The organism is Pseudomonas sp. BAY1663, from assembly GCF_000582595.1.
Lineage (GTDB): Bacteria > Pseudomonadota > Gammaproteobacteria > Pseudomonadales > Pseudomonadaceae > Stutzerimonas > Stutzerimonas stutzeri_AF.
In genome coordinates, this window is sequence record NZ_AZSV01000035.1 from 1 (window position 1) to 25,761 (window position 25,761).

Sequence of the window (25,761 nt, forward strand, 5' to 3'; positions counted from 1 at the left end):
CTCCACCCGCAGCCTGCGCCTGACCGCCGAGGGCGAGGCGTATCTGCTGCATGCCCGGGCGGCGCTGGCCAGCCTGCACGAGGGCGCCAGGCACTCGCTGGCGGCCGCGAGGCGATCAGCGGCGTGCTGCAGCTGTCGGCGCCCTCGGACTTCGGTCGCAACGTCCTGCTGCCCTGGCTCGACGAATTCCAGGCGCGCCATCCGCAGTTGCAGCTGCGCCTGCTGCTGGGCGACGGGTTGACCGACCTGTTCCGGCAGCCGGTGGACCTGGTCCTGCGTTACGGCGAGCCGCAGGATTCGAGCCTGGTGGCGCTGCCGGTGGCGGCTGGCAATCGCCGGGTGCTGTGCGCTTCGCCGGCCTACCTGCAGCGCCACGGCGCGCCGCAGCGGCTGGACGAACTGGCCGGGCACAACTGCCTGCGCTTCATGCTCGCCGGGCGGGTGCATGACCGCTGGTGTTTTCAGGAAGCAAAGCGTGCGCGCACCGTGCAGGTCGTGGGCGACCGGGTCAGCGACGATGCCGACGTGGTGCGCCGCTGGGCCCTGGCCGGCGCCGGGTTGGCCTACAAGTCGTGGCTGGACATCGCCGATGACGTTACGGCCGGTCGCCTGCGGGTGCTGTTGCCGGAGTGCCTCGGCGAAGCGGCGCCGCTCAGCCTGCTCTGCGCTCATCGGGCCCAGCTGAGCAAGCCGGTACGGCTGCTCCACGAGCATCTGCAGGCGCGTTGTGCGGCCCTGTTGGCGCAGGCACCGTGGGCGCAGCCCGCGGCGAAGGGAGTTTCATCGTTGGCCTGAACTCTTGTGGCGCTTGGCTATTCTTATCTGCGTACTGGCTAACAGAATGGACAAGCGCATCATGCAAACGCAGCGTTTTCGATACACCTGGCAATTGACGGTTGTCGTTCTCATGTCCTGGCTGCTGGCCGGCTGCGGCATCAACAACATTCCGACCTACGACGAGCAAGTCAAGGCCGCCTGGTCGCAGGTGGAGAACCAGTACCAGCGGCGCGCCGACCTGATCCCCAACCTGGTCGAAACGGTCAAGGGCTTCGCCCGCCAGGAGCAGGAAACCCTTACCGCCGTGGTCGAGGCGCGGGCCAAGGCCACCTCGATCCAGGTCGATGCCAGCACCCTGGACGATCCGCAGCAACTGCAGCGCTTCCAGGAGGCGCAGAACCAGCTGACCGGCGCCCTGAGCCGGCTGATGGCGGTGTCCGAGCGCTATCCGGACCTGAAATCGAACCAGAACTTCCTCGCCCTGCAGTCGCAGCTCGAAGGCACCGAGAACCGCATCGCCGTGGCCCGGCGCGATTTCATCGCCGCGGTGGAGCGCTACAACACCGAGATCCGCACCTTCCCCGGGCGCATCTGGCACAAGCTGATGTACAGCGACATGCCGATCCGCGAGAACTTCGAGGCCACCGCCGAGAACGCCGAGCAGGCGCCGCAAGTCCAGTTCCGATGATCCATGCACTCGCGCTGGCACTCGGCCTGCTGTTGTGCGCCGGCGGTACCGTCGCCCAGGAAGCTGCGCTACCGGCGCTGAGCGGCCGGGTGGTGGATCGGGCCGAATTGCTCGACGCGCAGACCGAGGCGCGCCTGACCCGGTTGTTCGCCGCCCACGAGCAGGCGACGGGTGAGCAGGTGGTGGTGGTCACCGTGCCGGATCTGCAGGGGCGCAGCATCGAGGAGTTCGGTGTGACGTTGGGGCGTGCCTGGGGCATCGGTCAGGCGGGCGAGGACAACGGTGCGCTGCTGATCGTCGCCCGTGACGACCGCAAGGTCCGCATCGAGGTCGGCTACGGGCTGGAGGATCGGCTGACCGATGCGCAATCCTCGGTGATCATCAACCGCATCATCGTCCCGGCGTTCCAGCGCGGCGATTTCGCCGCCGGCATCAGCGAGGGGGCGTCAGCGATGATCACCGTGCTTGGCGGCGACCCGCTGCCACCGGAGCTGCGCCCGGTCATGCCGGTGGGTCAGCAGCAACCCGGCGGGCTGGGAATACTGGGCTTTTTCCTGATGCTGGTGGCGATCTTCCTCATCGGCGGCGGTGGTGGTCGTGGCGGCGGCCGTCGTGCCCTGCTGCTCGGGGCCCTGCTCGGCGGCATGGGCCGCGGTGGCGGTTTTGGCGGTGGCGGCTTCGGTGGTGGTGGTTTCGGCGGCGGTGGAGGCGGCTTCGGCGGCGGTGGCGCCTCGGGCGGCTGGTAATTCGACGATGGATGCGCAATGACCTTACTGAGCGAAAGCGAACTGCAACAGGTGGCCGCGGCGATCGAGCGGATCGAGCGTGGCACCGACGCCGAGGTGGTGACCGTGCTCGCCGCCCAGGCCGACGACTATCGCTATATCCCGCTGCTCTGGGCCAGCCTGATCGCGCTGCTGGTGCCCGGCGCCGCGCTGTTCTTCAGCGGCTGGCTGGGCGCCTGGCAGCTGCTGCTGGTGCAATGGGCGACTTTCGTCGTGCTGGCCTGGGTATTTCGCAGCCCGGCGCTGACCAGCCGGCTGATCCCGCGCGCGGTGCGCCGCTGGCGGACCGGCAACCTGGCCCGCCGGCAGTTCATCGAACTGGGCCTGCACCACACCGATGCCGACACCGGCGTGCTGATCTTCGTCGCCGAGGCCGAGCGCTACGTGGAAATCCTCGTCGATCGCGGCGTCGCCGGCCGTATCGACAACGCCGCCTGGGAATCGATCGTCGCGACCTTCACCGAACGCGTGAGACAGGGCCAGGTGCTCGAAGGCTTCCTCGGTTGCATCGAGGCCAGCGGCGCGTTGCTGGCGCAGCACGTGCCGAAGACCCACGCACGCAACGAGCTGCCCAACCGCCTGGTGCTGCTGCCTTGAGCCTGCTGCGCCGCTAGGTTCAGGGCATGCTGGCGGAAAATGCCAGGGCGGTGAGAAAGCCCAGGGCGGTGATCAGCCCGCGTAGTCCTGGGTATCGGCGAACGCCTCGGGGATCATGGTATCGGCCAGCATGGCGAGGATCGCGCCGGCGGCGATCGCGGTGGTGGCGGCGATCGCTTCGCCGTCGAGATCCTGGAAGGCACCGTAGCCGACCAGGGCGGCAATCCCCGAGGCCAGGGTGATGCCGCCCCAGACCCCGAAGATGTAGCGCGCCGAGCGCCCGGCCCGCCTCATGCCGGCGGCGCTCGACAACCCTTCGGGAAGGTTGGAGAGGAACACCGCGACCACCGCCGCCAGGCCCACGCCGCCGCCGTGTATCAGGCCGAGGCCGATGACGATGGACTCCGGGATGCCGTCGAGCAGTGCGCCCACGGCAATCGCCAGGCCACTGCCGCTGTCGTCCCGCTCCGAGGGCTGCAGGTCGCCCGAACGCTTGCGGTGCTTGGCGCCGGCCGTGGCGAGCAGCCGGTTGGCCGCGGTGTAGAGGGCGGCACCGCCCATGAAGCCGATCGCGCTGGCACCCAGCCCGCCGATCCGCAGGGCCTCGTCCATCAGTTCGAACGCCAGCGAGGAGATCAGTGCGCCGGCGCCGAAGGCCATGATGGCGGCGATCAGCCGCCGGGGGATCGGCAACCAGTAGCCCGCGGCCGCGCCCAGCAGCAGCGCCGAGCCAGCCAGCAGGCCCCAGAAGCCGGCCTGCAACCACAAGGGAATGGAATCCATACTCCGGCTCCGTCAGCGATAGGCGCCCAGCATATCGGCAAGGGAGCCGCAGCGACATGCGCCGTGCGCGCAGGCCTCAGGCCATTCCAGGGCCTTCCGGTTCCGCCGGTGTCTCGTGCTCACCGGCGACCATGTCGAACAGCGCGCCGGTGCTGTCGTCGAAGGCCGAGGCGGCGACCCGTTCCAGGCCCGCGCCCGCGCCGTGCAGCGGCGAGACGCCATGAGCACGGTCGGCCGGAAGCCGGGCGATGGCGGCCAGGACTTCCTCGCCGGGCACCGTCTCGCATTCGAGCAGCTGCGCGGCGATGTGATCGAGCGCCGGCTTGAGCCGCTGCAGCAGCGCGAGGCAATCCTGGTTGAGTTGCTGCAGGAGCTCGTCAGCGGCTTCCAGGGCCTCGCGCGGATCGCTGTCCAGATGGGCCTCGCGCACGGCCTGCAGGCTCAGCAGCGAGCCGCGGGGGCCCATGCCCAGCGCGCCGACCATGGACAGCGCGATCTTCGAGGCTTCCTGCAAGTCCTGCCCGGCACCGGACGAGACCTCGTGGAAGTACAGCTGTTCGGCCCCGCGCCCGGCCAGCAGCATCTGGATGCGATTGCGCAGCTCGGAATACATGTGCAGCCGCTTGTCCTCGACCGGCGTCACCAGCGTCACGCCCAGCGCCTGGCCGCGCGGCAGGATGGTGACCTTTTCGACCCGACCGACATTGAGCGCGGCGGCGACCAGCGCATGGCCGGCCTCGTGCACGGCGATGCGCTTGCGGTCGGTCGGCGACATCGGCGTCACGCCGGAGGGTTGCTCGCCGATGCGGCAGGTCTCGACGGCATCGACGAAACGCGCCATGTCGACCTGCCTGGCGCCGGTGCGGGCAGCCAGCAGGGCGGCGTGGTTGACGATGTAGGCGATGGCCGCTGGCGTCAGGCCGACGGTGTTGCGCGCCAGCTGGGCGAAATCCAGTGCCGGCGCCGCGTTGATCTTGCCGGCATACAGGCGGAACAGCGCCTCGCGATCCTCCAGGCCCGGCAGGCCGACGGCGATCGAGCGGTCGAAACGGCCCTCGCGCACCAGCGCCGGGTCGAGCGAGTTGGGGAAGTTGGTCGCGCCCAGTACCAGCACGCCGCTGGCCGGGTCGAAGCCGTCCATCTCGGCGAGAAACTGGTTGATGATGCGGTTGCTCTCGGCATCGCTGGAGCGCTGCTGCTCGGCGCGCTTGCCGATGCCGTCGATCTCGTCGATGAAGATGATGCACGGCGCCTGCTTGCGCGCGGTGTGGAACAGCGACTTGACCTTCTGGATGCCGACGCCGAAGTACATCGAGGAGAAATCGCTGCCGGTGACCTGGATGAAGCTGGCGTTGGATTCACTGGCCAGCGCCTTGGCTAGCTGGGTCTTGCCGGTGCCGGGTTCGCCGGTCAGCAGCACGCCCTTGGGCGGGCGGGCACCGAGCCGGGCATAGGCGGCGGGATCGCGCAGGTAGGCGGTAACGTCGTGCAGCGCCTGCTTGGCCTCGGCGGCGCCGATGACATCGGCGAAGGTGATGCCGCTGCCTTTGCGCTGCACCTGGAAATGGCGGGTCTTCAGGCCGAAGTAGAGCGCCGCGGCGAGCAACAGCAGGGCGATCGGCGAGTAGGGCAGCAGTGCCTTGTAGAAGGGTTTTTCGGCATCGGTCTGGAACAGCGTCAAGGGGAACAGCTCGCCGCGGCCGTCGGCGTAGCGTTCGAGCAGCAGCGCGGCGACGCGCCCGGACTGGTCCGGTATCCAGTAGCGCCGATCACCCACGGCGGTGATGTAGACCGCATCGGCGCCCAAGGCGGCGCTGGCGATGGCGCCGTCGCGCAGGTCGCCCATCAGCCGGGAGAGATCGCCGCGGTCGGCTTCCCAGGGCTCTCGGGAGGTCTGCAACTGGGCGAGCATCGCCGCCGCCGAGCCGGCGGCAGGGGGGGCGTCCGGAGTACTGGGGTTCAACTGCCAGCCGGCCAGGGCCGTGAGCAGCAACAGCGCGAAAATGGACAGCGCAAGGCCGCGGCGACCTTGAAGCAGACGTGGTTTCTTCATTTCACATCCAATCGGGAGACCCGACGCATCGACAAAACAACCGCCTCGCAGGCGGACCACAGTTTTCGGCTACGGGCGTGAAATGGCCCGCATGCGCACCAAGGCGGAGTGCGGTCGCTGGCGATATTTGGAGGGCGTTATGGGCCAGACCGCTGGTCGGATATTGAACTGCCGACAGCGGCGAGGATACGGCAAGCGGGCCCCTGTGAATGGTCGTGCGACGAACGGCCGGCGGGTTTGCGACGAATGACCCGGGATGCCGGGAACCGCTGATCGTCGACATGCTCGGCTATCCATTGAACGAAGCGGCGGGAATTTGTGGCGATTTGGGCTGCCTTAGTGAGCGGGTGTGGATTAGCGGTGAATCCGCCCCGAGCATGTCGACTCGAGAGCCCCGATGAGCTATCTGAAAAAAAATCTGTTGCGTGCGTTGAGCGTCGTGCCGGCGATGTGGCTGCTGCCGGCTCCGGCGGAGAATCTGCCCGAACCCAGCGGGCATGTCGCCAGGGTGATGGGGGCCGCCTATGTCAGCAGTCGCGGCTATACCAATGCGGCCAAGGTCGGCCAGGCGGTGCTGCCGGGGGTGGCGCTGAGCACCGGGGCCGAAGGCGGTTTGGGGGTGATCCTCAATGACGGCAGCGTGTTGTCCTTCGGTCCGCGCAGCGAGCTGATCCTGGAGGAGTATCGCTTCGCCCCGGCGCAGGATGCGCTGCACCTGCGCGCCACGCTCACCCGCGGCACGCTGAGCCTGATTCCCGGGGACATGGCGCGCCTCGATCCGCAGGCGATTGCCATCGATACCCCGGAAGGCCTTGTCCAGGTGCGTGGTGGCCACGTGTTGCTGAAGGTGATCGAGTGAAACGGTTCTTGCGAATGATGGGTATGGCGCTGCTGGCCAGTGCGGCACTGGGCGGCTGTGCGCGGCAATCCTACGTGGCGCTGGCGGACGATCCGGGCGGGCAGGGCGGCGTGGCGCTGGGCGAGGCCGGGCAGCGCCTGCTCGAAACGCCTGGGCAGGGAATGGCCATCGGTGGCGCGGAGCGGCCATTTGCGGTCAATGAGCTGCGCCGCAAGGCGGATTTCGCTGCAGCGCTGGCGGCGCAGCCGGCATTGCCGGAGCGCTTCGTGCTGCCGATCGAGGCCACTGGCGGGCTGGGCAGCGCCGCCGAGCAGACGCTGGAGCGCATACTGCTGGCGGCGCGCCGGCGCGACTATCCGGTGGTCACGGTGATCGGCCATACCGATACCCTCGGCCAGCGTGCAGCCAACGAACAGGTCGGCTTGCGGCGCGCACAAGGCGTAGCCGAACTGCTGAGGAAAAGAGGGCTGGAGGCGATGGAACTGCGGGTGGAGTCCCACGGCGAGCGCAACCTGCTGGTGGCGACGCCGGATGCAACCGCCGAGCCGCGCAACCGGCGGGTCGAGGTCCTGGTGCGTTGAGGCCGGGTTACCGGCGCGGCGAGCCCACCGCGCCGGCGGCGGGGACGCTCAGTCGATCACCATGACCGCGTCCATTTCTACCTGCGCACCCTTGGGCAGGGCGGCGATGCCGATGGCCGCGCGGGCCGGGAACGGCAACTGGAAGTAGCGGCTCATCACCTCGTTGACGGTGGCGAAATTGCCTAGGTCGGTGAGGAAGATGTTGAGTTTGACGATGTCCTTCAGCGAGCCGCCGGCCGCTTCGGCCACCGCCTTGAGGTTCTCGAAGACCTGCACGGCTTGCGCCTCGAAGCCTTCCACCAGCTCCATGGTCCTGGGGTCCAGGGGGATCTGTCCGGACATGTAGACGGTATTGCCGGCCCGGATGGCCTGGGAATAGGTGCCGATGGCGGCGGGGGCCTTGTCGGTGTTGATCACGGTGCGGGACATGGGAATCTCCTTCTGGGATAGCGGCAAGCCTCGAGTGGCAAGCTTCAAGTGAAGAGCGAAAAGCCGAGGGAAGGATTCTAACCCGGTCTTGCACGGAAACAGCGGCTGCGGCTTGCAACTGCCTGCTCACCAAGAGCCGTAGGGAATACCGTGCTGTTCGATATAGGCTCTGGAGGTTTCCGAGAGGAAGTAATACTCGCCATCGGATTGCCCGCCATAAGGCCCCTTGGGCTCGATTTCCGCTTGGGCGCGCAGGACTTCGATGGGCCCGCCGCAGGTGCTCATGACCCAGCCCCTGACCACGCCGCCAGGGGCGAGACCCAAGGCGAGGGCTTCACGGTATTCGCTGGCGGGGCAGGGCGGGTCGAGCCGCTCGCTCATCAACTGTCGCGCGCGTTCGGGGATATCGAGGATGACCCGGTAGGTCTGGGGCTCGGCGAGGGATTGCCAGCGCACGTAGATGCGCCGGGGCAGGTCGGCGCCATTGACGTGGCGGCCTGCGCCCCAGCCGAAGCGTTCGCCCCATCCGGCCGCATTTCCTTGGCCTTCAGGAGGGGTGCGAACGGCAACTATGCCGCTGCCCACATGGAAGAACCTATGTCCGCGGATATCTTCCACATCGGCGGTTTCCACCCAGACTTCCATATAGTCCGGGGCCAGGAAGCCCAGGCGCCAGTATTGGTAAGGCAGGCTGCCGGGGTTTCTCTCGGCGCAGCCGCCGAGCAGCAGTAAGGCCAGGATGAGCGATAGGTTGCGTGCGGTCATGATCACCATGATCCGTAGGGAATACCGTGCTGTTCGATATAGGCTCTGGAGGTTTCCGAGAGGGGCCGGTGTCCTCCCTGGGAGGTTCCTTCATACGGTCCCTTGGGCTCGATTTCCGCCTGGGCGCGCAGAACTTCGATGGGCCCGCCGCAAGTGCTCATGACCCAGCCCCTGATCACGCCGCCAGGGGCGAGGCCCAAGGCGAGGGCTTCACGGTATTCGCTGGCGGGGCAGGGCGGGTCGAGCCGCTCGCTCATCAACTGTCGCGCGCGTTCGGGGATATCGAGGATGACCCGGTAGGTCTGGGGCTCGGCGAGGGATTGCCAGCGCACGTAGATGCGCCGGGGCAGGTCGGCGCCGTTGACGTGGCGGCCTGCGCCCCAGCCGAAGCGTTCGCCCCATCCGGCCGCATTTCCTTGGCCTTCAGGAGGGGTACGAATGGCAACTATGCCGCTGCCCACATGGAAGAATCTATGTCCGCGGATATCTTCCACATCGGCGGTTTCCACCCAGACTTCCATATAGTCCGGGGCCAGGAAGCCCAGGCGCCAGTATTTGTAAGGCAGGCTGCCGGGGTTTCTCTCGGCGCTGGCGCAGCCGCCGAGCAGCAGAAGGAACAGGACAAGCAGCGGTGCTCTCATCGCTTTTTCTCCTGCGGCCTGTCGGCATGGCGTATCCGTCCGCGCTCGGCCGGGGCATTGACGAAGACCACATCGAGCAGGCTGCCGCCGCGTCCGGCGGCGGCATTCCAGTTGGCCGACAGATGGACGTAGCGCTGGCGCAGCAGGCGTTCCTCTTCCATATCCAGCGCGCCGCTGCCGCTTCTGGCCCAGGCCAGCAGCTTGTCCTTGATAGGTACAAGCTCGGCGGGTAGGGAGAGCTTACTGTCTTGCTCGTCGATGAAGTCGAGTGAAACGCCTGCCTCCACTGCCAGCGTATGCATGACCCGCAGATATACTCGCGAAAGGTGCCCATAGACCCGGCGTTCCAGATAGGGCGCCGCCAAAACGTATTTCATCTGGTCGCCGCGCCCGCCGCTGAAGGGTGTGAAGTGTTCCCAGACGTCCGTTTCCAGCCGCGCGGTACGGTCCTGCGGGTCGAGCAGGTCGGCCTGGCGGGCATATTCGGTGTCGCGTTGCGCCTGTTGGTAGGCCAGGGTGCTGAATGGGCTGGTCGCCCGGCTGACCCAGTTGCTGCGCGGGCGTATCGGGTAGAGCCGCTCGCTGTCCAGCGGCGGATAGCCGCCGCCCAGGTCCGAATGGGCGCCGGGCAGGACGATTTCCCGGTGCGGCGGGGCAACCTGGTTGAGGGCGAAATTGCGCCGGTATTCGTCGCGGGCGACCAGATGCACCACCCGGCGGGCCGCCTCGGGCGCCAGATGGAGGTCGATACCGCCGTTGACGTCATCGCTGGGATCGCCCCAGTCGTCCCAGCCGCCGAGGGCGGCCACGGTATCGAACAGGCCGATGAAGTTGATGACGACGGCGTCCCGCCAGTCGAAGCCGGGTGCCAGGCCGAGCCTGCGCCTACGGTGCAACTTGCCCAATGGTCCCTGTTCGCGCAGGAGCATCTGGTTGGCGAAATGCCGGGCCGCCGCTGCGCCGCGGCTGAAGCCGAAGATATCCAGTTCCAGCCGGGCCAGTGCGCTTTCGGGGTTTTCGTCCTTGAAGCTAACCAGCGCTTTTTCCAGCAAGGCCAGGCCTTCATCGATCTTGGCCAGCAAGCCCGTCGCGCCGCGACCGAAGGCCTGGCCAGGAAAGCGGGTGTCCGGCTGGCCGGTGGTTGTACCGATACCGGTGACGTAAACACGTAGATTGGCGTTCTTCTTGTCCGGGGTTAATGCCTGGCCTGAATCATCCCGATAAAGGTCATACAACCGCCAGATATTGCTTACATCGTTGGCATAGCTGCTGTCCGGGGCGAGATGATGGGCTTCGCAGCGCTGGACCATGGCCAGTGCTTCCTGCTCGCCGAGGCCGAGTGCCGGTGCGCGGCACTGGGCGCCGATGGCGCTGTTGGTGGCATTGTTGCCGGTGCCGTCGAAGAACACGCCGATGCGCAGGGTGACGGCCTGGCGCACCTGCTGCTGCGGCTGCTCGTCCAGTTCTTCCTCTTCGTCCTCTTCTTCCAGCCCCGGCGTGGCGAGGTCGCCGGGTTCCTCCTGCCAGGCGCGGGCCATGGGGGTGGCCGGCCGTTGGGGCAAGGCGGGGCTGGCCGGCATGGCACCCGCGGCGCTGGCGACATTCAGCGGCTCGGGCGGCACGAAGGGCGCCGGGGTGTGCGAGGTGCCGATGATGACGGTGCCCGAGCCGCCGATCACCACGCTGCCGTGGTCGCCGAGGCTGCCCAGGGTGGCGGCTGGTTTTCCATTGATCAGCACGTTGGGGATGAGGTTGCCCGAAAGGGCGCTGCCGCAGCCGGTGGTGTCGCCCGCGCGGGCGGCGGGCAGGCCGTCGAAGAAGACATCGGGCGAGCCGCTGGCGATGGGGTTGGTCCCATGCCCGGTCTTGGGGCAGGCGGTGGGGTCGCCGAGCCGGGCGGCGGGTTTGCCGGACATGACCAATCTCCCTATCGGTATGCGAGCCGGTACCTTGCCGCATGGGCAGCGGTGAGTGCAAATGGCGTTTGGTTTTTTATGGGCTGGTTCGCGGCTGGGCGCCGGTTGCGCCAGAACTTGCACGATAGCGGAGTGTAAAAAAGCCCCGCACGGTCTTCACCGGCGGGGCTTTTCTTGCAGGTTGCAGCCGCGGTTACGCCTTGACCCGGGTGATCCGCGTCACGCCCTTGATCGCCCGCAGCTTCTTGATCACCCGCGCCAGATGCACGCGGTCGTGCACGCTGACCACCAGCTGGACTACGCTGATGCGCCCGTCGCGCTCGTCCATGCCGATCTTCTCGATGTTGCCGTCGGCGGCGTTGACGCTGCCGGCGAGCAGGGCGATCAGGCCGCGCTGGTGTTCCAGCTCGACGCGCAGTTCGACGTTGAACTCGCCGGTGACATCCTTGGACCAGGACAGCTGGATGCACTTGTCCGGGTTGTGGCGGATCTCGCTGATGTTCCGGCAGCTTTCCAGGTGCACCACCATGCCCTTGCCGGCGGACAGATGGCCGACGATCGGGTCGCCGGGAATCGGCGTGCAGCACTTGGCGTAGTTGAGCACCAGCCCTCGGTGCCGCGGATCGCCAGCGGGCCTTCGAGCGCCGGCGCCTGCTCGCCGTCACGCGAGACCAGGCGGCGGGCGATGACGTAGGCCATGCGGTTGCCCAGGCCGATGTCCTCCAGCAGGTCCTCGACGTATTCCATGTGGTATTCGGTGAGGACCTGGCGGATACGTTCGGGGTCGATCTTCTCGAGGCTGGTCTCGAAGCCGCTGAGCGCCTTGCTCAGCAGGCGCTCGCCGAGGTTGATCGACTCCGAGCGGCGCTGCAGCTTGAGCGCGTGGCGGATGTGCGTGCGTGCCTTGCCGGTGACGACGAAGTTGAGCCAGGCCGGGTTCGGCCGGGCGCCCGGCGCGGTGACGATCTCCACCGTCGAGCCGCTTTCCAGCGGCTGCGACAGCGGCGCCAGGCGGCGGTTGACGCGACAGGCGATGCAGGTATTGCCGACGTCGGTGTGCACCGCGTAGGCGAAATCGACGGCGGTCGAGCCCTTGGGCATCTCCATGATGCGGCCCTTGGGAGTGAAGACGTAGACCTCGTCGGGGAACAGGTCGATCTTGACGCTCTCGATGAATTCCAGCGAATTGCCGGCGCGTTGCTGCAGTTCCAGCACGCCCTTGACCCACTGGCGTGCGCGAGCGTGGGTGCCCTTGGGCACCTCGTCTTCTTCGGACTTGTACAGCCAGTGCGCGGCGATACCGTTGTTGGCCATCTCTTCCATTTCGCGGGTGCGGATCTGGATTTCGATGGGCACGCCGTGCATGCCGAACAGCGTGGTGTGCAGCGACTGGTAGCCGTTGGCCTTGGGAATCGCGATGTAGTCCTTGAAGCGGCCCGGCAGCGGCTTGTACAGGCTGTGCACGGCGCCGAGCACGCGATAGCAGGTGTCGGCCTTGTCCACCACGATGCGGAAGGCATAGACGTCCATGATCTCGTTGAACGCCTTGCGCTTGCCGCGCATCTTCTTGTAGATGCTGTACAGGTGTTTCTCGCGGCCCATCACCTCGCCTTCGAGGCCTTCGCGCTCGAGGCAGTGGATCAGCGACTGCTCGATCTTCTCGACGATCTCGTTGCGGTTGCCGCGCGCACGCCGCACCGCGGCGCGGATGCGCTCGGAGCGCATCGGATACATCGCCTTGAAGCCCAGGTCCTCGAATTCCACGCGCATCGAGTGCATGCCCAGGCGGTTGGCGATGGGCGCGTAGATTTCCAGGGTTTCCTTGGCGATACGCCGGCGCTTCTCGCCGGCCAGTACTTCCAGGGTGCGCATGTTGTGCAGGCGGTCGGCGAGCTTGACCAGGATCACGCGGATATCGCGGGCCATGGCCATGGCCATCTTCTGGAAGTTCTCGGCCTGGGCCTCGGCCTTGGTCTCGAAGTTCATCTGGGTCAGCTTGCTGACCCCGTCGACCAGCTCGGCAACGGTTTCGCCGAACTGCGCGATCAGTGCGTCCTTGGGAATGCCGGTGTCCTCGATGACGTCATGCAGCATCGCGGCCATCAGGCTCTGATGGTCCATGTGCATGTCGGCGAGGATGTTGGCGACTGCCAGGGGGTGGGTGACGTAGGCTTCGCCGCTGCGCCGGCGCTGGCCGTCATGGGCCTGCTCGGCGTAGAAATAGGCACGGCGGACCAGGTTGACCTGGTCGGGGCGAGGTAGGTCGACAGGCGATCCGCAAGAGCGTCTATGGCTGGCAAGGTAGCGCTCCTTGCCGGCGGGCTTCGATGTTCGCGGTTCGACTTCGACCTGGCATTTAGTTAGATGGCCTCGTTCGGCTCTTCCTCGTACTGGGTGAAGAGCGGTTCGTCATCGACGATTTCGTCCTGGGCAATGACATCGTAGTCGACCAGCCCGGAAGCGATTTCACGCAGCGCGACGACGGTCGGCTTGTCGTTTTCCCAGCCCACTTTCGGCTCCTTGCCGCCGGTAGCCAGCTGGCGCGCGCGCTTGGTGGCGAGCATGACCAGCTCGAAGCGGTTATCGACGTTGTCCAGGCAGTCTTCAACGGTAACGCGGGCCATGGTGTTCCTCTGATTCAATAGCGATGGAGCATGCCCGGATGGGCGAGCGGACGGATTAGTTTAAAAAATCACCAGCCTTAATGGAAGCGCTGTTTCTTCGCGGCGCGTGGTCGGTTGAGCGTAGGTTGGGTTGAGCGTAGCGAAGCCCAACACGACGACTCCCAGGCGTTGCCGGTTGCATGCTCATGTTGGGCTTCGTCGCTTCGCTCCTCAACCCAACCTACGCCAGCAACTCGCCGAGCAGGCGGGCGTGGCGCTGCTGCTGGGTACGCTGCTTGAGCTGGTTGGCGCGGAAGATCGACTGCAGGTCGATCAGCGCGTGGGCGAAATCGTCGTTGATCACCAGGTAGTCGTACTCGACGTAGTGGCTCATCTCGCTGACTGCCTCGCGCATGCGTTTCTCGATGATCTCGTCGCTGTCCTGGCCGCGGTTGTTGAGGCGCTGGCGCAGGGCTTCCTGGGTCGGCGGCAGGATGAAGATCGACTTGGCGTGGGGCATCAGCCGGCGCACTTGCTGGGCACCCTGCCAGTCGATCTCCAGGATCAGGTCGTAACCCTCGGCCAGGGTTTCTTCCAGCCAGCGCTGCGAGGTGCCGTAGAGGTTGCCGAACACCTCGGCATGCTCGAGAAATTCGTCGCGTTCCAGGCGCTGGAGAAAATCCTCGCGGCTGACGAAGTGGTAGTTGACCCCGTCGACCTCGCCCGGGCGCATGGCGCGCGTGGTGTGCGAAACCGAGACCCGCACCTGCGGTTGTGCATCGATCAGGGCCTTGACCAGGCTGGTCTTGCCGGCCCCGGAAGGTGCGGAAACGATATAGAGCGTACCGGTGGTGGCGGACATTACGGGTTCCTGGAAGCGCTGTGGTTGCTGATTAGAGAAGGTAGACCAGCCGCTCGTGCGGCCGGCGGTTATTCGATGTTCTGCACCTGTTCGCGCATCTGCTCGATCAGTACCTTGAGATTGACCGCCGCCTGCGTGCTGCGTGGGTCGAAGGCCTTCGAGCCGAGCGTGTTGGCTTCGCGGTTGAGTTCCTGCATGAGGAAGTCGAGACGGCGCCCGGCGGCGCCGCCGGCCTTGAGCACGCGGCGCACCTCGGTCACGTGGGTGCTCAGGCGGTCGAGTTCCTCGGCGACGTCGCTTTTCTGCGCCAGCAGCACCATTTCCTGTTCCAGGCGCTGCGGGTCGAGTTCGGCCCGTATCTCGGCGAAGCGATCGATGAGCTTCTGGCGCTGGGCGGCCAGCATCTGCGGAACCTGTTCGCGCAGCGTGGCGACTTCCTGGAGGATGCTGTCCAGGCGCTCGCCGAGCAGCTTGGCCAGCTCGTCGCCTTCGCGCCGGCGGCCGTCCTTGAGCTGCTCGAGGGCTTGGTGGAACAGCTCCAGCGCGCTCTGGTTGAGTGCCTGCGGATCGACCGCGTCGCCCACCAGCACACCGGGCCAGCCGAGCACCTGCAGTGGATCGATCGGCGCCGGCTGCGCGATCAATGCGGCGATGCTCTCGCGGCGGCGATCAACTGGCTGGCGCGATCATGGTCGACCTGCAGCGTGGTGCGCTCGTTGGCTTCGGCGAAGCGCAGGGTGCACTCCACCTTGCCGCGCGACAGGCCTTTGCGCAGGGCGTCGCGCACCGCGCCCTCGAGGTCGCGGAACGCTTCCGGCAGGCGCAGGTGCGGCTCCAGGTAGCGGTGGTTGACCGAGCGGATTTCCCAGCTGAGGGTGCCATGGGTGCCGGCCTGTTCGCTGCGGGCAAAGGCCGTCATGCTGTGGACCATCGGGGATACCTCTCGGTGCGGTTGCGAAAGGCGGAGGATTGTAAAGGAAAAGGGCTCCGGCTGCAGGCGGCCGCCGGCCAATGTCGGTCGAGCGCGCGCTGAGAGCGCGCCATGCGCGCGACGCGTGGACGCGGCTGGCTCCCGCATGGCTCCCGGCCGGATGCCCGTATTCGGTGAGCGGTATCGGCCCGGCCGGCCCCTTTTCCGCCCGGGGCCTCTATAATGCCGGGCAACTCTCTTCTCAAGCAGGACGTTCACCCCATGAAACGACCCAGTGGCCGTGCCGCCGATCAGCTGCGCCCGATCCGGATCACCCGCAACTACACCAAGCATGCCGAGGGATCGGTGCTGGTCGAGTTCGGCGATACCAAGGTGATCTGCACCGCCAGCATCGAAACCGGTGTGCCGCGCTTCCTCAAGGGCCAGGGCCAGGGCTGGCTGACTGCGGAATACGGCATGCTGCCGCGCGCTACCGGCGAGCGTAACCAGCGCGAGGCGACCCGCGGCAAGCAAGGCGGACGGACCCTGGAGATCCAGCGGCTGATCGGCCGTTCGCTGCGTGCGGCGCTGGATATGAGCAAGCTCGGCGAGAACACGCTGTTCATCGATTGCGACGTGATCCAGGCCGACGGCGGTACCCGCACGGCTTCCATCACCGGCGCGATGGTCGCGCTGGTCGATGCCCTGAAGCTGCTGAAGAAGCGCGGCGGTCTCAAGGCTGGCGATCCGGTCAAGCAGATGGTGGCGGCGGTTTCCGTCGGCATCTACCAGGGTGAACCGGTACTGGACCTGGATTACCTGGAGGATTCGGCCGCCGAGACCGACCTCAACGTGGTGATGACCGATGCTGGCGGCTTCATCGAGGTGCAGGGCACTGCCGAAGGCGCGCCGTTCCATCCCGACGAGCTCAACGCCATGCTGGCCCTGGCGCACGATGGCGTGCGCCAGTTGTTCGAACTGCAGCGTGCGGCGCTAGCCGACTGAGCGGGGGCGCGCATGAGTGATCAGCAGCTGGCCCCGTTGCCCGGCCGCGAGGCGCGCCAGTGGGCCATGTTCTGCCACTATTCGGCGTTCTTCTGGTTCCTTGCGCCGATGATCGGCAATGTCATCGGCCCGCTGATCGTCTGGCAGCTGAAGAAGGACCTCGATCCTTTCGTCGATCAGCAGGGCAAGGAGGCGCTGAATTTCCAGATCACCTTCAGCATCCTGATGATGATCTGCGGCGTGCTCGCCTGGATTCTCATCGGCTTTCCGCTGATGGTGCTGATCAGCCTGGTGGCGCTGGTGCTGGTGGTGATCGCCGGCATCCGTGCCAACGAGGGCAAGCCTTACCGCTATCCGTTCTGCTGGCGGCTGGTCAAATAGGGCGGCTTCGATCTTCGGTCGATAGCTGAGCGGCGGCCGGCGATGTTCGCGCCGGCCGCCGTTGCGAACCGCTGATTTACAGGCTCAGCGTCCAGTCGTAATCCACGATCAGCGGCGCATGTTGCGAGAAGCGCGGCTGGCGTGGCAGGCGGGCGCCGCGCACGAAACGGCGCAGGCCGGAGGTGAGGATCTGGTAGTCGAAGCGCCAGCCGAGATTGAGCATTTCCGCCTGCTCGGTGTCTGGCCACCAGCTGAACAGGTCCCCCTCGCGGTTGACTTCGCGCAGTGCGTCGACGTAGCCCATGTTGCCGAAGATCTCGTCCAGCCAGGCACGCTCCGGCGCCAGGAAGCCCGGGTCCTGCTGGCAATCGCGCCAGTTCTTCACATCCAGCTTCTGATGGGCGACGTACAGCGAGCCGCAGTACACGTACTCGCGGCGCTTGCGGCGCTGCTTGTCCAGGTAGTGGGCGAAATCGTCCATGAACTTGAGCTTCTGGTTCAGGTTGGCGTCGCCGCCCTGGCCGGAGGGCAGCAGCAGGCTGGCGATGCTGACCTTGTCGAAGTCCGCCTGTAGATAGCGCCCGTAGCGATCTGCCGTCTCGAAGCCCAGCCCGGCGATCACGGCTTTCGGCTGCAGCCTGGAATAGAGCGCCACACCGCCCTGTTCGGGGATTTCGGCGTCGCAGGCATAGAGGAAGTAGCCGTCCAGCTGATAGGCGGGCTCGTCGAGTTCCAAGGCAGAGGCGCGGGTATCCTGCAGGCAGATGACATCGGCATTCTGCGCTTGCAGCCAGCTGAGCAATCCTCGCTGTGCCGCCGCTTGAATGCCATTCACGTTGACGCTGATGATCCGCATAAATGGCCCCTAAAAACACGTGCGTGTATGATAACCCAAGCTCTTCGCAATTAGCTAAATCCGTGCCTTTCCGGGAAATTTCTTCATGCAGGCGTACCAGCGCGAGTTCATTCGCTTCGCCATCGAGCGCGGGGTTCTGCGCTTCGGTGAGTTCACTCTGAAATCCGGGCGTACCAGTCCGTACTTCTTCAATGCCGGCCTGTTCAACAGCGGCAGCGCCCTGGCCCAATTGGGCCGCTTCTATGCCGCGGCCGTGGTGGAAAGCGGTCTCGATTTCGAGGTCATCTTCGGCCCCGCCTACAAGGGCATCCCACTCGCCGCGGCGACCGCCATCGCCTTGGCCGAACGGCACCAGCGCGACCTGCCCTGGTGCTTCAACCGCAAGGAGGCCAAGGACCATGGCGAGGGCGGCACCCTGGTGGGGGCGCCGCTGGCCGGGCGGGTGCTGATCGTCGACGATGTGATCACCGCCGGTACCGCGATCCGCGAGGTGATGCAGATCATCCAGGCGCAGAACGCCGAGGCGGCGGGGGTGCTGATCGCGCTCAATCGCCAGGAACGTGGCCAGGGCGAGCTGTCGGCGATCCAGGAAGTTGAACGTGATTATCGAATGCCGGTAATCAGTATTGTGTCCCTCGAGCAAGTGCTGGAATATCTCGCCGACGATATTCAACTGAAGCAGTACCTGCCCGCGGTGCAAGCCTACCGCGAGCAATATGGAATCTGACCCGGGATAGGTGTTCCGCCATGCGCAAATCGGCAGCCATTCGAACGATGTTCATGCTGGGCGTCCTGCTCCCGGGCGTGGCCATGGCTGCCGAGTTGTATCGCTACGTCGACGATCGCGGCGTAGTGGTGCTCGACCGCCATGGCGTACCGCCGCAGCACATCGGTCGCGGCTACCAGGTGCTCAACGAGCAAGGGCGCGTCATCCGCGAAGTCCCGCCGGCACCGACCGCCGAGGAGTTCGAACGGCTGCAGGCGCAGAAACGCCGTGCCGCCTCGGATGCCCAGTTGCTTCGGCTGTACACCAGTGTCGAGGATGTGGAACGGGCCGAGGCGCGCAAGCTCGCCGAGCTGGACAGCGTGATCGGCCTGGCGCAGGGCAACCTGCAAGCGTTGCGCAACCAGCGCGACGCTTTGCAGAAGCAGGCCGCCAACCACGAAAGGGCGGGGCGCCAGGTTCCGGATAACCTGCTGGCGCAGATCGCCAACCTCGAAAGGGAGCAGGCCAGCCTGCTGCGGGACCTCAAGCGCTACGAGAAGGCGCGGGCCGACGCGAGGTCAGTTTCGCCGGGGATCGCCAGCGGATCGCCGAGCTGCTCGGGCGAACGGAATAGTCCGATCCGTTGCCACCCCTTCACTTGCCTTCCGATGGCCACGCCCAGCCCTGGGGCGTCGTGTTGGCGTTAATGCATAGCTTGCTTGCTATCACAAAGACCGCTCTAACTCAATAGTTTCAAGGTAGTGATGAGTTGTCGCAGGTCAGTCTGTACCGTGGCGCGAATTTTTTGGGTATGGCTGATCGTCATGAATGGTAGGGACCTACGCAGTTACCAGGAGCTTCACAAGCCAAAGGGAGATTTCGCGACTCGCTCGGATTATCTCGAGCATGAACTGGAGATCATGGCGCCGAAACGCTGGGGGGTGAACCTGCCGTTTCGCGACTACCGCTTCGAATACGAGGACTGGGTGCCGGCGATGGCGGCGACCATCGGCAAGATCGTCATGGTGGCGGCTGTCGTCGCCGCTTTCGCCGGGCCGATGGGGTTATCCAACGAGTTCGTCATCGAGAACGCCCGCTACGAGATGCTGATCGCCGCGCTGCTGTTCGTGGTGGTGTTTTCCGGCTTCCTCAATCCGACCGCCAACCTCGCCGGCACCCATGGGCCGTTGATTCCGTTGATTCCGCTGATCGTCGCTTCGGGCGGGCACCCGATGGCGCTGGGGATCATGGTCGGCGTGCTGGGCTTCACCCTCGGCGTGTTCAAGGGTGGCAGCCTGCTGGCGCGCCTGACCAGCGACGGGGTGTGCGGGGGCTTGCTGCTCTACCTGGCTTCATCGGCGTCACGTCGCAGATCAAGAAGCTGTTCGGCTGGGCCGATGGCTTCGACATGGGCTACATCGCCTTCGTCGTGGTATTCGCCACCATCGTGATGTATGCCTACCTGGAACATATCCGCATGCGCTGGCTGGCGATACCGCTGGGGTCCGGACTGGCCGCGCTGATCGCCTTCCTGATGGGCGCCCCGTTCGAGTTCAACACCGAGCCGGGCATCCCCAACCTCAACCCGATGTACTGGTGGGGCGAGACCACCGGCTGGCAGCTCGGCCTGCCGGAGCTGCATCACTTCATCGCTGTCGCGCCGTTCGCCGTGCTGGCGGTGGCGATGTGGTCGCCGGACTTTCTCGGCCACCGGGTATTCCAGCAGCTGAACTATCCGCCGAAAGCGAAGAAAGTGCTGATGAACATCGACGACACCATGTGCATCGCGGCTGCGCGGCAGATCGTCGGTACCTCGCTGGGGGGCGGCAACCTGGCTTCGTCCTGGGGGACCTTCATGGTGCCGGCGGCGATCGCCAAGCGGCCGATTCCGGCGGGCGCGCTGCTGACCGGACTGCTCTGCGTGGTGGCGGCGCTGTGGGGCTACCCGATGGACCTGGCTATCTGGCCGCCGGTGCTCAGTGTGGCGCTGATGGTCGGGGTGTTCCTGCCGTTGCTGGAGGCCGGCATGCAGATGACCCGCGAAGGCAAGACCTCGCAGTCGGCGGCCATCGTGATCTTCTCCTCGGCGCTGGTGAACCCGGTATTCGGCTGGTCGCTGACGGTGCTGCTGGACAACCTGGGGCTGATCGGCGACAAGGAGCGCGGCCAGTCGCTGAGCCATCTGCATCGCTGGGTGATCCCGACGATCGTGTTCGTCGTGCTCTGCGGCGTGATGCTGGGTATCGGCATGTTCCCGGGCATCCCGGCGCTGTTCGAATCCTTGCGCATCGACCTCTGAGGCGACGGGCATGAAAAAGGGGAGCCGCGGCTCCCCTTTTTGCGTTGCGCCGGATTCAGCGCTGGCTGTTGGTGATCAGCGTGCCGACGCCGACGTCGGTGAAGATTTCCAGCAGCACCGCGTTGGGCACCCGGCCATCGATGATGTGCGCGCTGTTGACCCCACCCTGCACCGCCTCCAGTGCGCAGCGGATCTTTGGCAGCATGCCGCCGTAGATGGTGCCGTCGGCGATCAGTGCATCGACCTGGGCGGTGGACAGGCCGGTGAGCACGTTGCCCTGCTTGTCCATCAGGCCGGCGATGTTGGTCAGCAGCATCAGCTTCTCGGCCTTCAGCGCCTCGGCCACCTTGCCGGCCACCAGGTCGGCGTTGATGTTGTACGACTCGCCGTTGGCGCCGACGCCGATGGGCGCGATCACCGGAATGAAGTCGCCGTGCACCAGCATCTCCAGCAGCTCGCTGTTGACCCCGGTGACTTCGCCGACGTGGCCGATGTCGATGATTTCCGGCTTGGTCATTTCCGGCGTCTGCCGCGTGGCCTTGAGCTTCTTCGCGCGGATCAGCCAGCGTCCTTGCCGGTCAGGCCGATGGCGCTGCCGCCGTGCTGGTTGATCAGGCTGACGATGCTCTTGTTGACCTGGCCGCCGAGGACCATCTCCACCACGTCCATGGTCTGGCTGTCGGTCACCCGCATGCCGTCGATGAAGTGGCTCTCGATGTTCAGCCGCTTGAGCAGGTCGCCGATCTGCGGGCCGCCGCCGTGCACCACCACCGGGTTGATGCCCACCGCCTTCATCAGCACGATGTCGCGGGCGAAGCCGGTCTTCAGCTCCTCGCTCTCCATCGCGTTGCCGCCGTACTTGATCACCAGCGTCTTGCCGACGAAGCGGCGGATGTAGGGCAGCGCCTCGGACAGAACCTGGGCGAATTGGGTGGCAGCTTCACGGCTGAGGGTCATGCAGGGCTCCGCAGAATTCAGAACGGCAGTTTGAGGTCGGGTGCAACGCTGTGCAGCTGGGTGCGGAAGACGCCCTGGATGCGCTTCAGCTCGTCCTCGCTGTCGGCCTCGAAGCGCAGCACCAGCACCGGCGTGGTGTTGGAGGCGCGGATCAGGCCCCAGCCCTTGGGATAGTCGACCCGCACGCCATCGAGCGTGATCAGGTTCGCCTCGCCCCACTGGGCGTCGCGTTGCAGGGCGTCAATGATGGTGAATTTGCTTTCTTCTGTCACCGTGATGTTGATTTCCGGCGTGGAGATATCGGCGGGGAAGGCGGCGAATACCTGTTCGGCATCGCGCTTGTCCTGGCTGAGGATCTCCAGCAGGCGCGCGGCGCTGTAGATGCCATCGTCGAAGCCGAACCAGCGCTCCTTGAAGAAGATGTGGCCGCTCATCTCGCCGGCCAGCAGTGCGCCGGATTCCTTCATCTTCTTCTTGATCAGCGAGTGGCCGGTCTTCCACATCACCGGGCGGCCGCCGTAGCCGCTGATCAACGGGGTGAGGCGGCGGGTGCACTTGACGTCGAAGATGATATCGGCGCCCGGGTTGCGTGAGACCACGTCCTTGGCGAACAGCATCAGCAGGCGGTCGGGGTAGATCATGCTGCCGGCGTTGGTCACCACGCCGACGCGGTCGCCGTCGCCGTCGAAGGCCAGGCCCAGGTCGGCCTTTTCCGCTTTCACCTTGGCGATCAGGTCGACCAGGTTTTCCGGCTTGCCCGGGTCCGGGTGGTGGTTGGGGAAGTGGCCGTCGACCTCGCAGTACAGTGGGATGACCTTGCAGCCCAGCGCTTCGATCAGTTGGGGGGCGATGACGCCGGCCACGCCGTTGCCGCAATCGACCACCACCTTCATCGGCTTGGCCATGGCGATGTCGCCGCGAATCTGCTGGAAGTAGCGTTCGAGCACGTCGACCTGCTCGACGCTGCCGACGCCTTCGGCCAGGTCGTTGGTTTCGATGCGCCGGCGCAGCGCCTGAATCTGCTCGTTGGCCAGCGTGTCGCCGGCGATGACGATCTTGAAGCCGTTGTAGTCCGGCGGGTTGTGGCTGCCGGTGAGCATCACCCCGGACTTGCCGGCGAGGATGTTGGCCGCGTAGTAGAGCACCGGGGTCGGCACCATGCCGATGTCGCTGACAGTGCAGCCGCTGTCGAGCAGGCCCTGGATCAGCTGTTGCACCAGTTCCGGACCGGAGAGGCGGCCGTCGCGGCCCACGGAAACGTTGGGCTCGCCCTTGGCGAGGCTTTCCGAGCCGATCGCGCGGCCCACCCAGTAGGCGGTTTCGTTGGTCAGGCTGTCGCCGACGACGCCACGGATGTCGTAGGCGCGGAAGATGCTGGCGGGCAAGTTCGGGGCTTTGGCGCTGCTCATTGCGTTTTCTCGCTCCTTGCTGTCGAGGCCGAAAAGATCCTGGTCCTCGTCGAGAATATCGATGTCGAGAATATCGGTGTCCGGCACGCGCGGATCGACGTACTCGCTGGATTTGGCTTGCCGGACGGCGGGCGCCGCCGCAGCGGATGCGTGAGTCGGAGCCGATCCGGCGGTGCGGATGGGCAGACGGACCATGTTCCGGGCCAGCGCATCGAGCGCCGGCAGGCTCAAGGCCGGTATTTGGATGGTCTTGCCGGTGGAGAGTTCCTGCAGCAGCCGATTGATCTGCAACACATCCTCGCGCAGCCGCCGCTGCTGGGCGCCGAGCACCAGCTGCAGGCCGATCAGCACGCCGGCCAGCGCCAGCAGCGCGGCGGCCAGCAGCGTCAGCGGCGGGATCGTCGCGCTGCCGGCGGCGCTGCCCGGCTGGAAACTCAGCTTCCAGTTGGGGTTGCCGACGGACAGGTTCAGCGTCGTTGCTGCGCGGGCGCCTGTGCCGCGCTCGATGAGCAGTTGGGCCGGTGCGCCGGAGAACTGTTGGCTCAGGCGCAACTGACCGGCCTCGGCGGGCAGTCTGGGCAACGCGGCGAGCAGCCGCTCGAGCTCGATCACCAGCAGCAGCGTGCCGCGTATCGGCTGTTGCGGATCGGCGCGCAGCGCGGTGGCGCTGTAGAGCAGCCAGCGATTGCCTATCTTGTAGGCTTCCGCCGCCGGCGTCTGGCCGTTCACGGCGCGCTGCAGCAAATCCATCGCGGCGAAATTCATCGGGCCCGGGCGATTGTTGTCGGGCCTGATCCGGCCAAGTGGGTTGAGGTAGGCATCGACCACGCCCGGCTGCTCGCGCAGGCTGCGCTCGGCCTCGTCGATCTGCTGCGCGTCGTCCAACGCGTCCAGCAGGCGCAGCCGGGCAACGCTGGCCTGGGTATCGTCCTGCAACTGGCGCAGTGCCTGCTGCAGGGCGCTCGCCTGGCTCTGGCCCCAGGCATTGGCGAGCAGCGCCTGTTGCTGTTGCTGCGCGTTCTGCAGCCCGAACCAGAGCAGCGCGGCGGCGGCGCCGAGGCCGATCAGGCTGGTCGTCAGGCCGGCCAGCAGCGGCTTGAGGCTGGTCGTGCCGCTGCGCTTGGTGCGGGGAGCGGCCGGGTTCAGTACGCCTGAATCCTTGGCTGTGCGTTTGAAGAGTGCCATGAAGCTCCTCGAATCATCCTGAAAGGCGGGCAGTGGCTCAGTGGCTGCCGGAATGCCCGAAGCCGCCGGCGCCGCGGTCGCTGCTGTCAAAATCGGCGACCAGCTCGAAGCGGGCCTGTACCACCGGCACCAGCACCAACTGCGCGATGCGCTCGCCGACGGCGATGGAAAAGGCGCTCTGGCCGCGGTTCCAGCAGGACACCATCAGTTCGCCCTGGTAATCCGAATCGATCAGGCCGACCAGGTTGCCGAGCACGATGCCGTGCTTGTGGCCCAGGCCCGAGCGTGGCAGCACCAGCGCCGCGAGGCCCGGATCGGCGATGTGGATCGCCAGCCCGGTGGGAATCAGCAGGGTCTCGCCCGGTTGTAGGACGGTGTCGCTCTGCAGCATGGCGCGCAGGTCGAGCCCGGCCGAGCCCGGGGTGGCGTATTCGGGGAGCGGGAAGTCCCGGCCGAGGCGCGGGTCGAGAATCTTCGCTTGGAGTGCGTGCATGGTTGGGTCAGGCCTGTTTCTGGTAGCGGTCGGCGATGAAGGCCACCAGCTCGCGGGCAATGTGCCCCTTGCTGGCCTGGCCGAAGCGGGTTTCGTGCTGCTGGCGGTCGATCACGCTGACGGCGTTGTCTTCGCTGTTGAAGCCGATGCTGGGGTTGGCCACGTCATTGGCGACGATCAGGTCGAGGTTCTTGTCGCGCAGCTTGCGCGTGGCGTATTCCAGCAGGTTCTCGGTTTCGGCGGCGAAGCCGACGCAGAACGGACGATCCGGGCGGCTGGCCAGGGTGGCGAGGATATCCGGATTGCGCACCATCTGGAGCAGCAGGCCGTCACCGCTGTTGGGGTCTTTCTTCAGTTTGTGCGGTGCGACCACTTCCGGGCGGTAGTCGGCCACCGCGGCGGCGGCGACCAGCAGGTCGCAGGGCATCGCCGCTTCGCAGGCGGCGAGCATGTCGCGGGCGCTGACCACGTCGATGCGCTGCACGCGATCGGGGGTCGGCAGGAACACCGGGCCGGTGACCAGCGTCACCCGTGCGCCGGCCTCGGCGGCGGCCTCGGCCAGGGCGAAGCCCATCTTGCCCGAGCTGTGGTTGGTGATGTAGCGCACCGGGTCGATGTTTTCCTGGGTCGGCCCGGCGGTGATCAGCAGGTGCAGGCCGGTCAGCGTGCCGGTGGCGAAGCAGTCGGCAGCCGCCTGCGCCAGCTCCTCGGCCTCGAGCATGCGGCCCATGCCGACGTCGCCGCAGGCCTGGCTGCCGGAGCCGGGGCCGAACAGGCGGATGCCGCGTTCGAGCAGCAGTTCGCGGTTGGCCTGGGTCGCCGGGTCGGCCCACATCGCCTGGTTCATCGCCGGCGCCAGAGCCACGGGGGCATTGGTCGCCAGCACCAGGGTGGTCAGCAGGTCGTTGGCGGTGCCCTGGGCCAGGCGCGCCATGAGGTCGGCGGTGGCCGGGGCGACCAGCACCAGGTCGGCCCAGCGGGCCAGTTCGATATGCCCCATGGCCGCTTCGGCGGCGGGATCGAGCAGGTCCAGATGTACCGGATGGCCGGACAGCGCCTGCAGGGTGAGCGGGGTGATGAATTCACGCCCGCCCTGGGTCATCACCACCCGGACCTCGGCGCCGTGGTCGCGCAGGCGGCGGACCAGTTCGGCGCTCTTGTAGGCGGCGATGCCGCCGCCGACGCCCAGGACGATGCGTTTACGATACAGCCGCTGCATAG

20 protein-coding genes and 6 pseudogenes are annotated in these 25,761 nt (G+C 66.3%); 11 read left to right on the forward strand and 15 right to left on the reverse strand.

All coding sequences use genetic code 11. The features are described from left to right. The 4 genes and pseudogenes from BAY1663_RS11765 to BAY1663_RS11780 all read left to right on the forward strand — a co-directional run. A pseudogene (locus BAY1663_RS11765) lies at positions 1 to 795 on the forward strand (LysR substrate-binding domain-containing protein); the annotation flags it as partial. A gap of 46 nt (positions 796 to 841) precedes the next feature. Then, positions 842 to 1,465 carry a LemA family protein gene (locus BAY1663_RS11770; RefSeq protein ID WP_177325806.1) on the forward strand — a complete coding sequence of 208 codons (624 nt, stop codon included), beginning with the start codon at positions 842 to 844 and terminating at the stop codon, positions 1,463 to 1,465. Beyond that, positions 1,462 to 2,211 (forward strand): YgcG family protein, encoded by a 750-nt coding sequence (locus tag BAY1663_RS11775; RefSeq protein WP_037040948.1) that lies wholly within the window; start codon positions 1,462 to 1,464, stop codon positions 2,209 to 2,211. The genes BAY1663_RS11770 and BAY1663_RS11775 overlap by 4 nt, the downstream gene beginning before the upstream one ends. Positions 2,212 to 2,229: 18 nt before the next feature. After that, entirely contained in the window at positions 2,230 to 2,847 is a 618-nt protein-coding gene (locus BAY1663_RS11780; RefSeq protein WP_037040950.1) for a TPM domain-containing protein, read from the forward strand. A 72-nt stretch (positions 2,848 to 2,919) separates the two neighbouring features. Here the strand turns inward: BAY1663_RS11780 and BAY1663_RS11785 are convergent, their stop codons facing one another. Both BAY1663_RS11785 and BAY1663_RS11790 read right to left on the reverse strand, forming a co-directional pair. Beyond that, the gene (locus tag BAY1663_RS11785) at positions 2,920 to 3,630 is read right to left on the reverse strand and encodes a ZIP family metal transporter (RefSeq protein WP_218186662.1); all 711 of its coding nucleotides are present in this window, start codon (positions 3,628 to 3,630) and stop codon (positions 2,920 to 2,922) included. A 76-nt stretch (positions 3,631 to 3,706) separates the two neighbouring features. Continuing rightward, positions 3,707 to 5,683, reverse strand: coding sequence for an AAA family ATPase (locus BAY1663_RS11790; protein ID WP_037040953.1), 1,977 nt, complete (start codon positions 5,681 to 5,683; stop codon positions 3,707 to 3,709). A 397-nt stretch (positions 5,684 to 6,080) separates the two neighbouring features. Here BAY1663_RS11790 and BAY1663_RS11795 point away from each other — a divergent pair, with 397 nt between their 5' ends. Together BAY1663_RS11795 and BAY1663_RS11800 are read left to right on the forward strand one after the other, a co-directional pair. Continuing rightward, a complete protein-coding gene (locus BAY1663_RS11795; protein WP_037040956.1) occupies positions 6,081 to 6,542 on the forward strand; it encodes a FecR domain-containing protein in 462 nt (153 codons plus the stop codon). Positions 6,543 to 6,556: 14 nt separating this feature from the next. After that, entirely contained in the window at positions 6,557 to 7,123 is a 567-nt protein-coding gene (locus BAY1663_RS11800; protein ID WP_037040959.1) for an OmpA family protein, read from the forward strand. A gap of 48 nt (positions 7,124 to 7,171) precedes the next feature. Here the strand turns inward: BAY1663_RS11800 and BAY1663_RS11805 are convergent, their stop codons facing one another. The 8 genes and pseudogenes from BAY1663_RS11805 to BAY1663_RS11840 form a co-directional block, all read right to left on the reverse strand. After that, complete coding sequence (locus BAY1663_RS11805) at positions 7,172 to 7,552, reverse strand: RidA family protein (protein WP_037040962.1); 381 nt, start codon at positions 7,550 to 7,552, stop codon at positions 7,172 to 7,174. A gap of 126 nt (positions 7,553 to 7,678) precedes the next feature. Beyond that, positions 7,679 to 8,326: a DUF2931 family protein gene (locus BAY1663_RS11810; protein ID WP_256206708.1), complete on the reverse strand. Its 648-nt coding sequence runs from the start codon at positions 8,324 to 8,326 to the stop codon at positions 7,679 to 7,681. Further along, positions 8,320 to 8,958, reverse strand: a complete 639-nt coding sequence (locus BAY1663_RS11815; protein ID WP_037040967.1) for a DUF2931 family protein — start codon at positions 8,956 to 8,958, stop codon at positions 8,320 to 8,322. The genes BAY1663_RS11810 and BAY1663_RS11815 overlap by 7 nt, the downstream gene beginning before the upstream one ends. Then, positions 8,955 to 10,874, reverse strand: a complete 1,920-nt coding sequence (locus BAY1663_RS11820) for a PAAR domain-containing protein (protein WP_037040970.1) — start codon at positions 10,872 to 10,874, stop codon at positions 8,955 to 8,957. Before BAY1663_RS11820 ends, BAY1663_RS11815 begins: the two co-directional genes overlap by 4 nt. Before the next feature lie 193 nt (positions 10,875 to 11,067). Next, positions 11,068 to 13,174, reverse strand: a pseudogene (gene spoT, locus BAY1663_RS11825) (bifunctional GTP diphosphokinase/guanosine-3',5'-bis pyrophosphate 3'-pyrophosphohydrolase). Positions 13,175 to 13,234: 60 nt separating this feature from the next. Then, a complete protein-coding gene (gene rpoZ / locus BAY1663_RS11830; protein WP_037040973.1) occupies positions 13,235 to 13,498 on the reverse strand; it encodes a DNA-directed RNA polymerase subunit omega in 264 nt (87 codons plus the stop codon). 220 nt (positions 13,499 to 13,718) lie between these two features. Continuing rightward, positions 13,719 to 14,339 carry a guanylate kinase gene (gene gmk / locus BAY1663_RS11835; RefSeq protein WP_037040976.1) on the reverse strand — a complete coding sequence of 207 codons (621 nt, stop codon included), beginning with the start codon at positions 14,337 to 14,339 and terminating at the stop codon, positions 13,719 to 13,721. 68 nt (positions 14,340 to 14,407) lie between these two features. Beyond that, positions 14,408 to 15,270 (reverse strand): annotated as a pseudogene (locus BAY1663_RS11840) (YicC/YloC family endoribonuclease). A 261-nt stretch (positions 15,271 to 15,531) separates the two neighbouring features. Here BAY1663_RS11840 and rph point away from each other — a divergent pair. Both rph and BAY1663_RS11850 read left to right on the forward strand, forming a co-directional pair. Then, positions 15,532 to 16,254, forward strand: coding sequence for a ribonuclease PH (rph, locus tag BAY1663_RS11845; RefSeq protein ID WP_037040978.1), 723 nt, complete (start codon positions 15,532 to 15,534; stop codon positions 16,252 to 16,254). A 12-nt stretch (positions 16,255 to 16,266) separates the two neighbouring features. Continuing rightward, positions 16,267 to 16,635 carry a DUF4870 domain-containing protein gene (locus BAY1663_RS11850; RefSeq protein ID WP_037040980.1) on the forward strand — a complete coding sequence of 123 codons (369 nt, stop codon included), beginning with the start codon at positions 16,267 to 16,269 and terminating at the stop codon, positions 16,633 to 16,635. A 76-nt stretch (positions 16,636 to 16,711) separates the two neighbouring features. Here BAY1663_RS11850 and BAY1663_RS11855 read toward each other — a convergent pair whose 3' ends face one another. After that, the gene (locus BAY1663_RS11855; RefSeq protein WP_037040982.1) at positions 16,712 to 17,491 is read right to left on the reverse strand and encodes an exodeoxyribonuclease III; all 780 of its coding nucleotides are present in this window, start codon (positions 17,489 to 17,491) and stop codon (positions 16,712 to 16,714) included. A gap of 85 nt (positions 17,492 to 17,576) precedes the next feature. Here BAY1663_RS11855 and pyrE point away from each other — a divergent pair, with 85 nt between their 5' ends. From pyrE to BAY1663_RS11870, 3 genes and pseudogenes are all read left to right on the forward strand, one after another. After that, entirely contained in the window at positions 17,577 to 18,218 is a 642-nt protein-coding gene (gene pyrE, locus BAY1663_RS11860; RefSeq protein WP_037040984.1) for an orotate phosphoribosyltransferase, read from the forward strand. 47 nt (positions 18,219 to 18,265) lie between these two features. Beyond that, a pseudogene (locus BAY1663_RS11865) lies at positions 18,266 to 18,831 on the forward strand (DUF4124 domain-containing protein). Positions 18,832 to 19,021: 190 nt separating this feature from the next. After that, a pseudogene (locus tag BAY1663_RS11870) lies at positions 19,022 to 20,496 on the forward strand (DUF3360 family protein). 55 nt (positions 20,497 to 20,551) lie between these two features. Here the strand turns inward: BAY1663_RS11870 and argB are convergent. The 4 genes and pseudogenes from argB to coaBC all read right to left on the reverse strand — a co-directional run bounded on the left by argB (position 20,552) and on the right by coaBC (position 25,759). Further along, positions 20,552 to 21,453: pseudogene (gene argB / locus BAY1663_RS11875) on the reverse strand (acetylglutamate kinase). A gap of 17 nt (positions 21,454 to 21,470) precedes the next feature. Continuing rightward, on the reverse strand, positions 21,471 to 24,047 hold the full coding sequence (locus tag BAY1663_RS25990; protein ID WP_037040988.1) for a phosphomannomutase/phosphoglucomutase: 2,577 nt from the start codon (positions 24,045 to 24,047) through the stop codon (positions 21,471 to 21,473). 37 nt (positions 24,048 to 24,084) lie between these two features. Then, on the reverse strand, positions 24,085 to 24,540 hold the full coding sequence (gene dut, locus BAY1663_RS11885; protein ID WP_037040991.1) for a dUTP diphosphatase: 456 nt from the start codon (positions 24,538 to 24,540) through the stop codon (positions 24,085 to 24,087). A 7-nt stretch (positions 24,541 to 24,547) separates the two neighbouring features. Beyond that, positions 24,548 to 25,759, reverse strand: a complete 1,212-nt coding sequence (gene coaBC, locus BAY1663_RS11890) for a bifunctional phosphopantothenoylcysteine decarboxylase/phosphopantothenate--cysteine ligase CoaBC (protein WP_037040994.1) — start codon at positions 25,757 to 25,759, stop codon at positions 24,548 to 24,550. Positions 25,760 to 25,761 lie beyond the last annotated feature (2 nt).

Coding starts and splice junctions, on each gene's coding strand:
- BAY1663_RS11770 (WP_177325806.1), top strand. CDS start 842: ATGGACAAGCGCATCATGCAAACGCAGCGTTTTCGATACACCTGGCAA.
- BAY1663_RS11775 (WP_037040948.1), top strand. CDS start 1,462: ATGATCCATGCACTCGCGCTGGCACTCGGCCTGCTGTTGTGCGCCGGC.
- BAY1663_RS11780 (WP_037040950.1), top strand. CDS start 2,230: ATGACCTTACTGAGCGAAAGCGAACTGCAACAGGTGGCCGCGGCGATC.
- BAY1663_RS11785 (WP_218186662.1), bottom strand. CDS start 3,630: ATGGATTCCATTCCCTTGTGGTTGCAGGCCGGCTTCTGGGGCCTGCTG.
- BAY1663_RS11790 (WP_037040953.1), bottom strand. CDS start 5,683: ATGAAGAAACCACGTCTGCTTCAAGGTCGCCGCGGCCTTGCGCTGTCC.
- BAY1663_RS11795 (WP_037040956.1), top strand. CDS start 6,081: ATGAGCTATCTGAAAAAAAATCTGTTGCGTGCGTTGAGCGTCGTGCCG.
- BAY1663_RS11800 (WP_037040959.1), top strand. CDS start 6,557: ATGATGGGTATGGCGCTGCTGGCCAGTGCGGCACTGGGCGGCTGTGCG.
- BAY1663_RS11805 (WP_037040962.1), bottom strand. CDS start 7,552: ATGTCCCGCACCGTGATCAACACCGACAAGGCCCCCGCCGCCATCGGC.
- BAY1663_RS11810 (WP_256206708.1), bottom strand. CDS start 8,326: ATGGTGATCATGACCGCACGCAACCTATCGCTCATCCTGGCCTTACTG.
- BAY1663_RS11815 (WP_037040967.1), bottom strand. CDS start 8,958: ATGAGAGCACCGCTGCTTGTCCTGTTCCTTCTGCTGCTCGGCGGCTGC.
- BAY1663_RS11820 (WP_037040970.1), bottom strand. CDS start 10,874: ATGTCCGGCAAACCCGCCGCCCGGCTCGGCGACCCCACCGCCTGCCCC.
- rpoZ (WP_037040973.1), bottom strand. CDS start 13,498: ATGGCCCGCGTTACCGTTGAAGACTGCCTGGACAACGTCGATAACCGC.
- gmk (WP_037040976.1), bottom strand. CDS start 14,339: ATGTCCGCCACCACCGGTACGCTCTATATCGTTTCCGCACCTTCCGGG.
- rph (WP_037040978.1), top strand. CDS start 15,532: ATGAAACGACCCAGTGGCCGTGCCGCCGATCAGCTGCGCCCGATCCGG.
- BAY1663_RS11850 (WP_037040980.1), top strand. CDS start 16,267: ATGAGTGATCAGCAGCTGGCCCCGTTGCCCGGCCGCGAGGCGCGCCAG.
- BAY1663_RS11855 (WP_037040982.1), bottom strand. CDS start 17,491: ATGCGGATCATCAGCGTCAACGTGAATGGCATTCAAGCGGCGGCACAG.
- pyrE (WP_037040984.1), top strand. CDS start 17,577: ATGCAGGCGTACCAGCGCGAGTTCATTCGCTTCGCCATCGAGCGCGGG.
- BAY1663_RS25990 (WP_037040988.1), bottom strand. CDS start 24,047: ATGGCACTCTTCAAACGCACAGCCAAGGATTCAGGCGTACTGAACCCG.
- dut (WP_037040991.1), bottom strand. CDS start 24,540: ATGCACGCACTCCAAGCGAAGATTCTCGACCCGCGCCTCGGCCGGGAC.
- coaBC (WP_037040994.1), bottom strand. CDS start 25,759: ATGCAGCGGCTGTATCGTAAACGCATCGTCCTGGGCGTCGGCGGCGGC.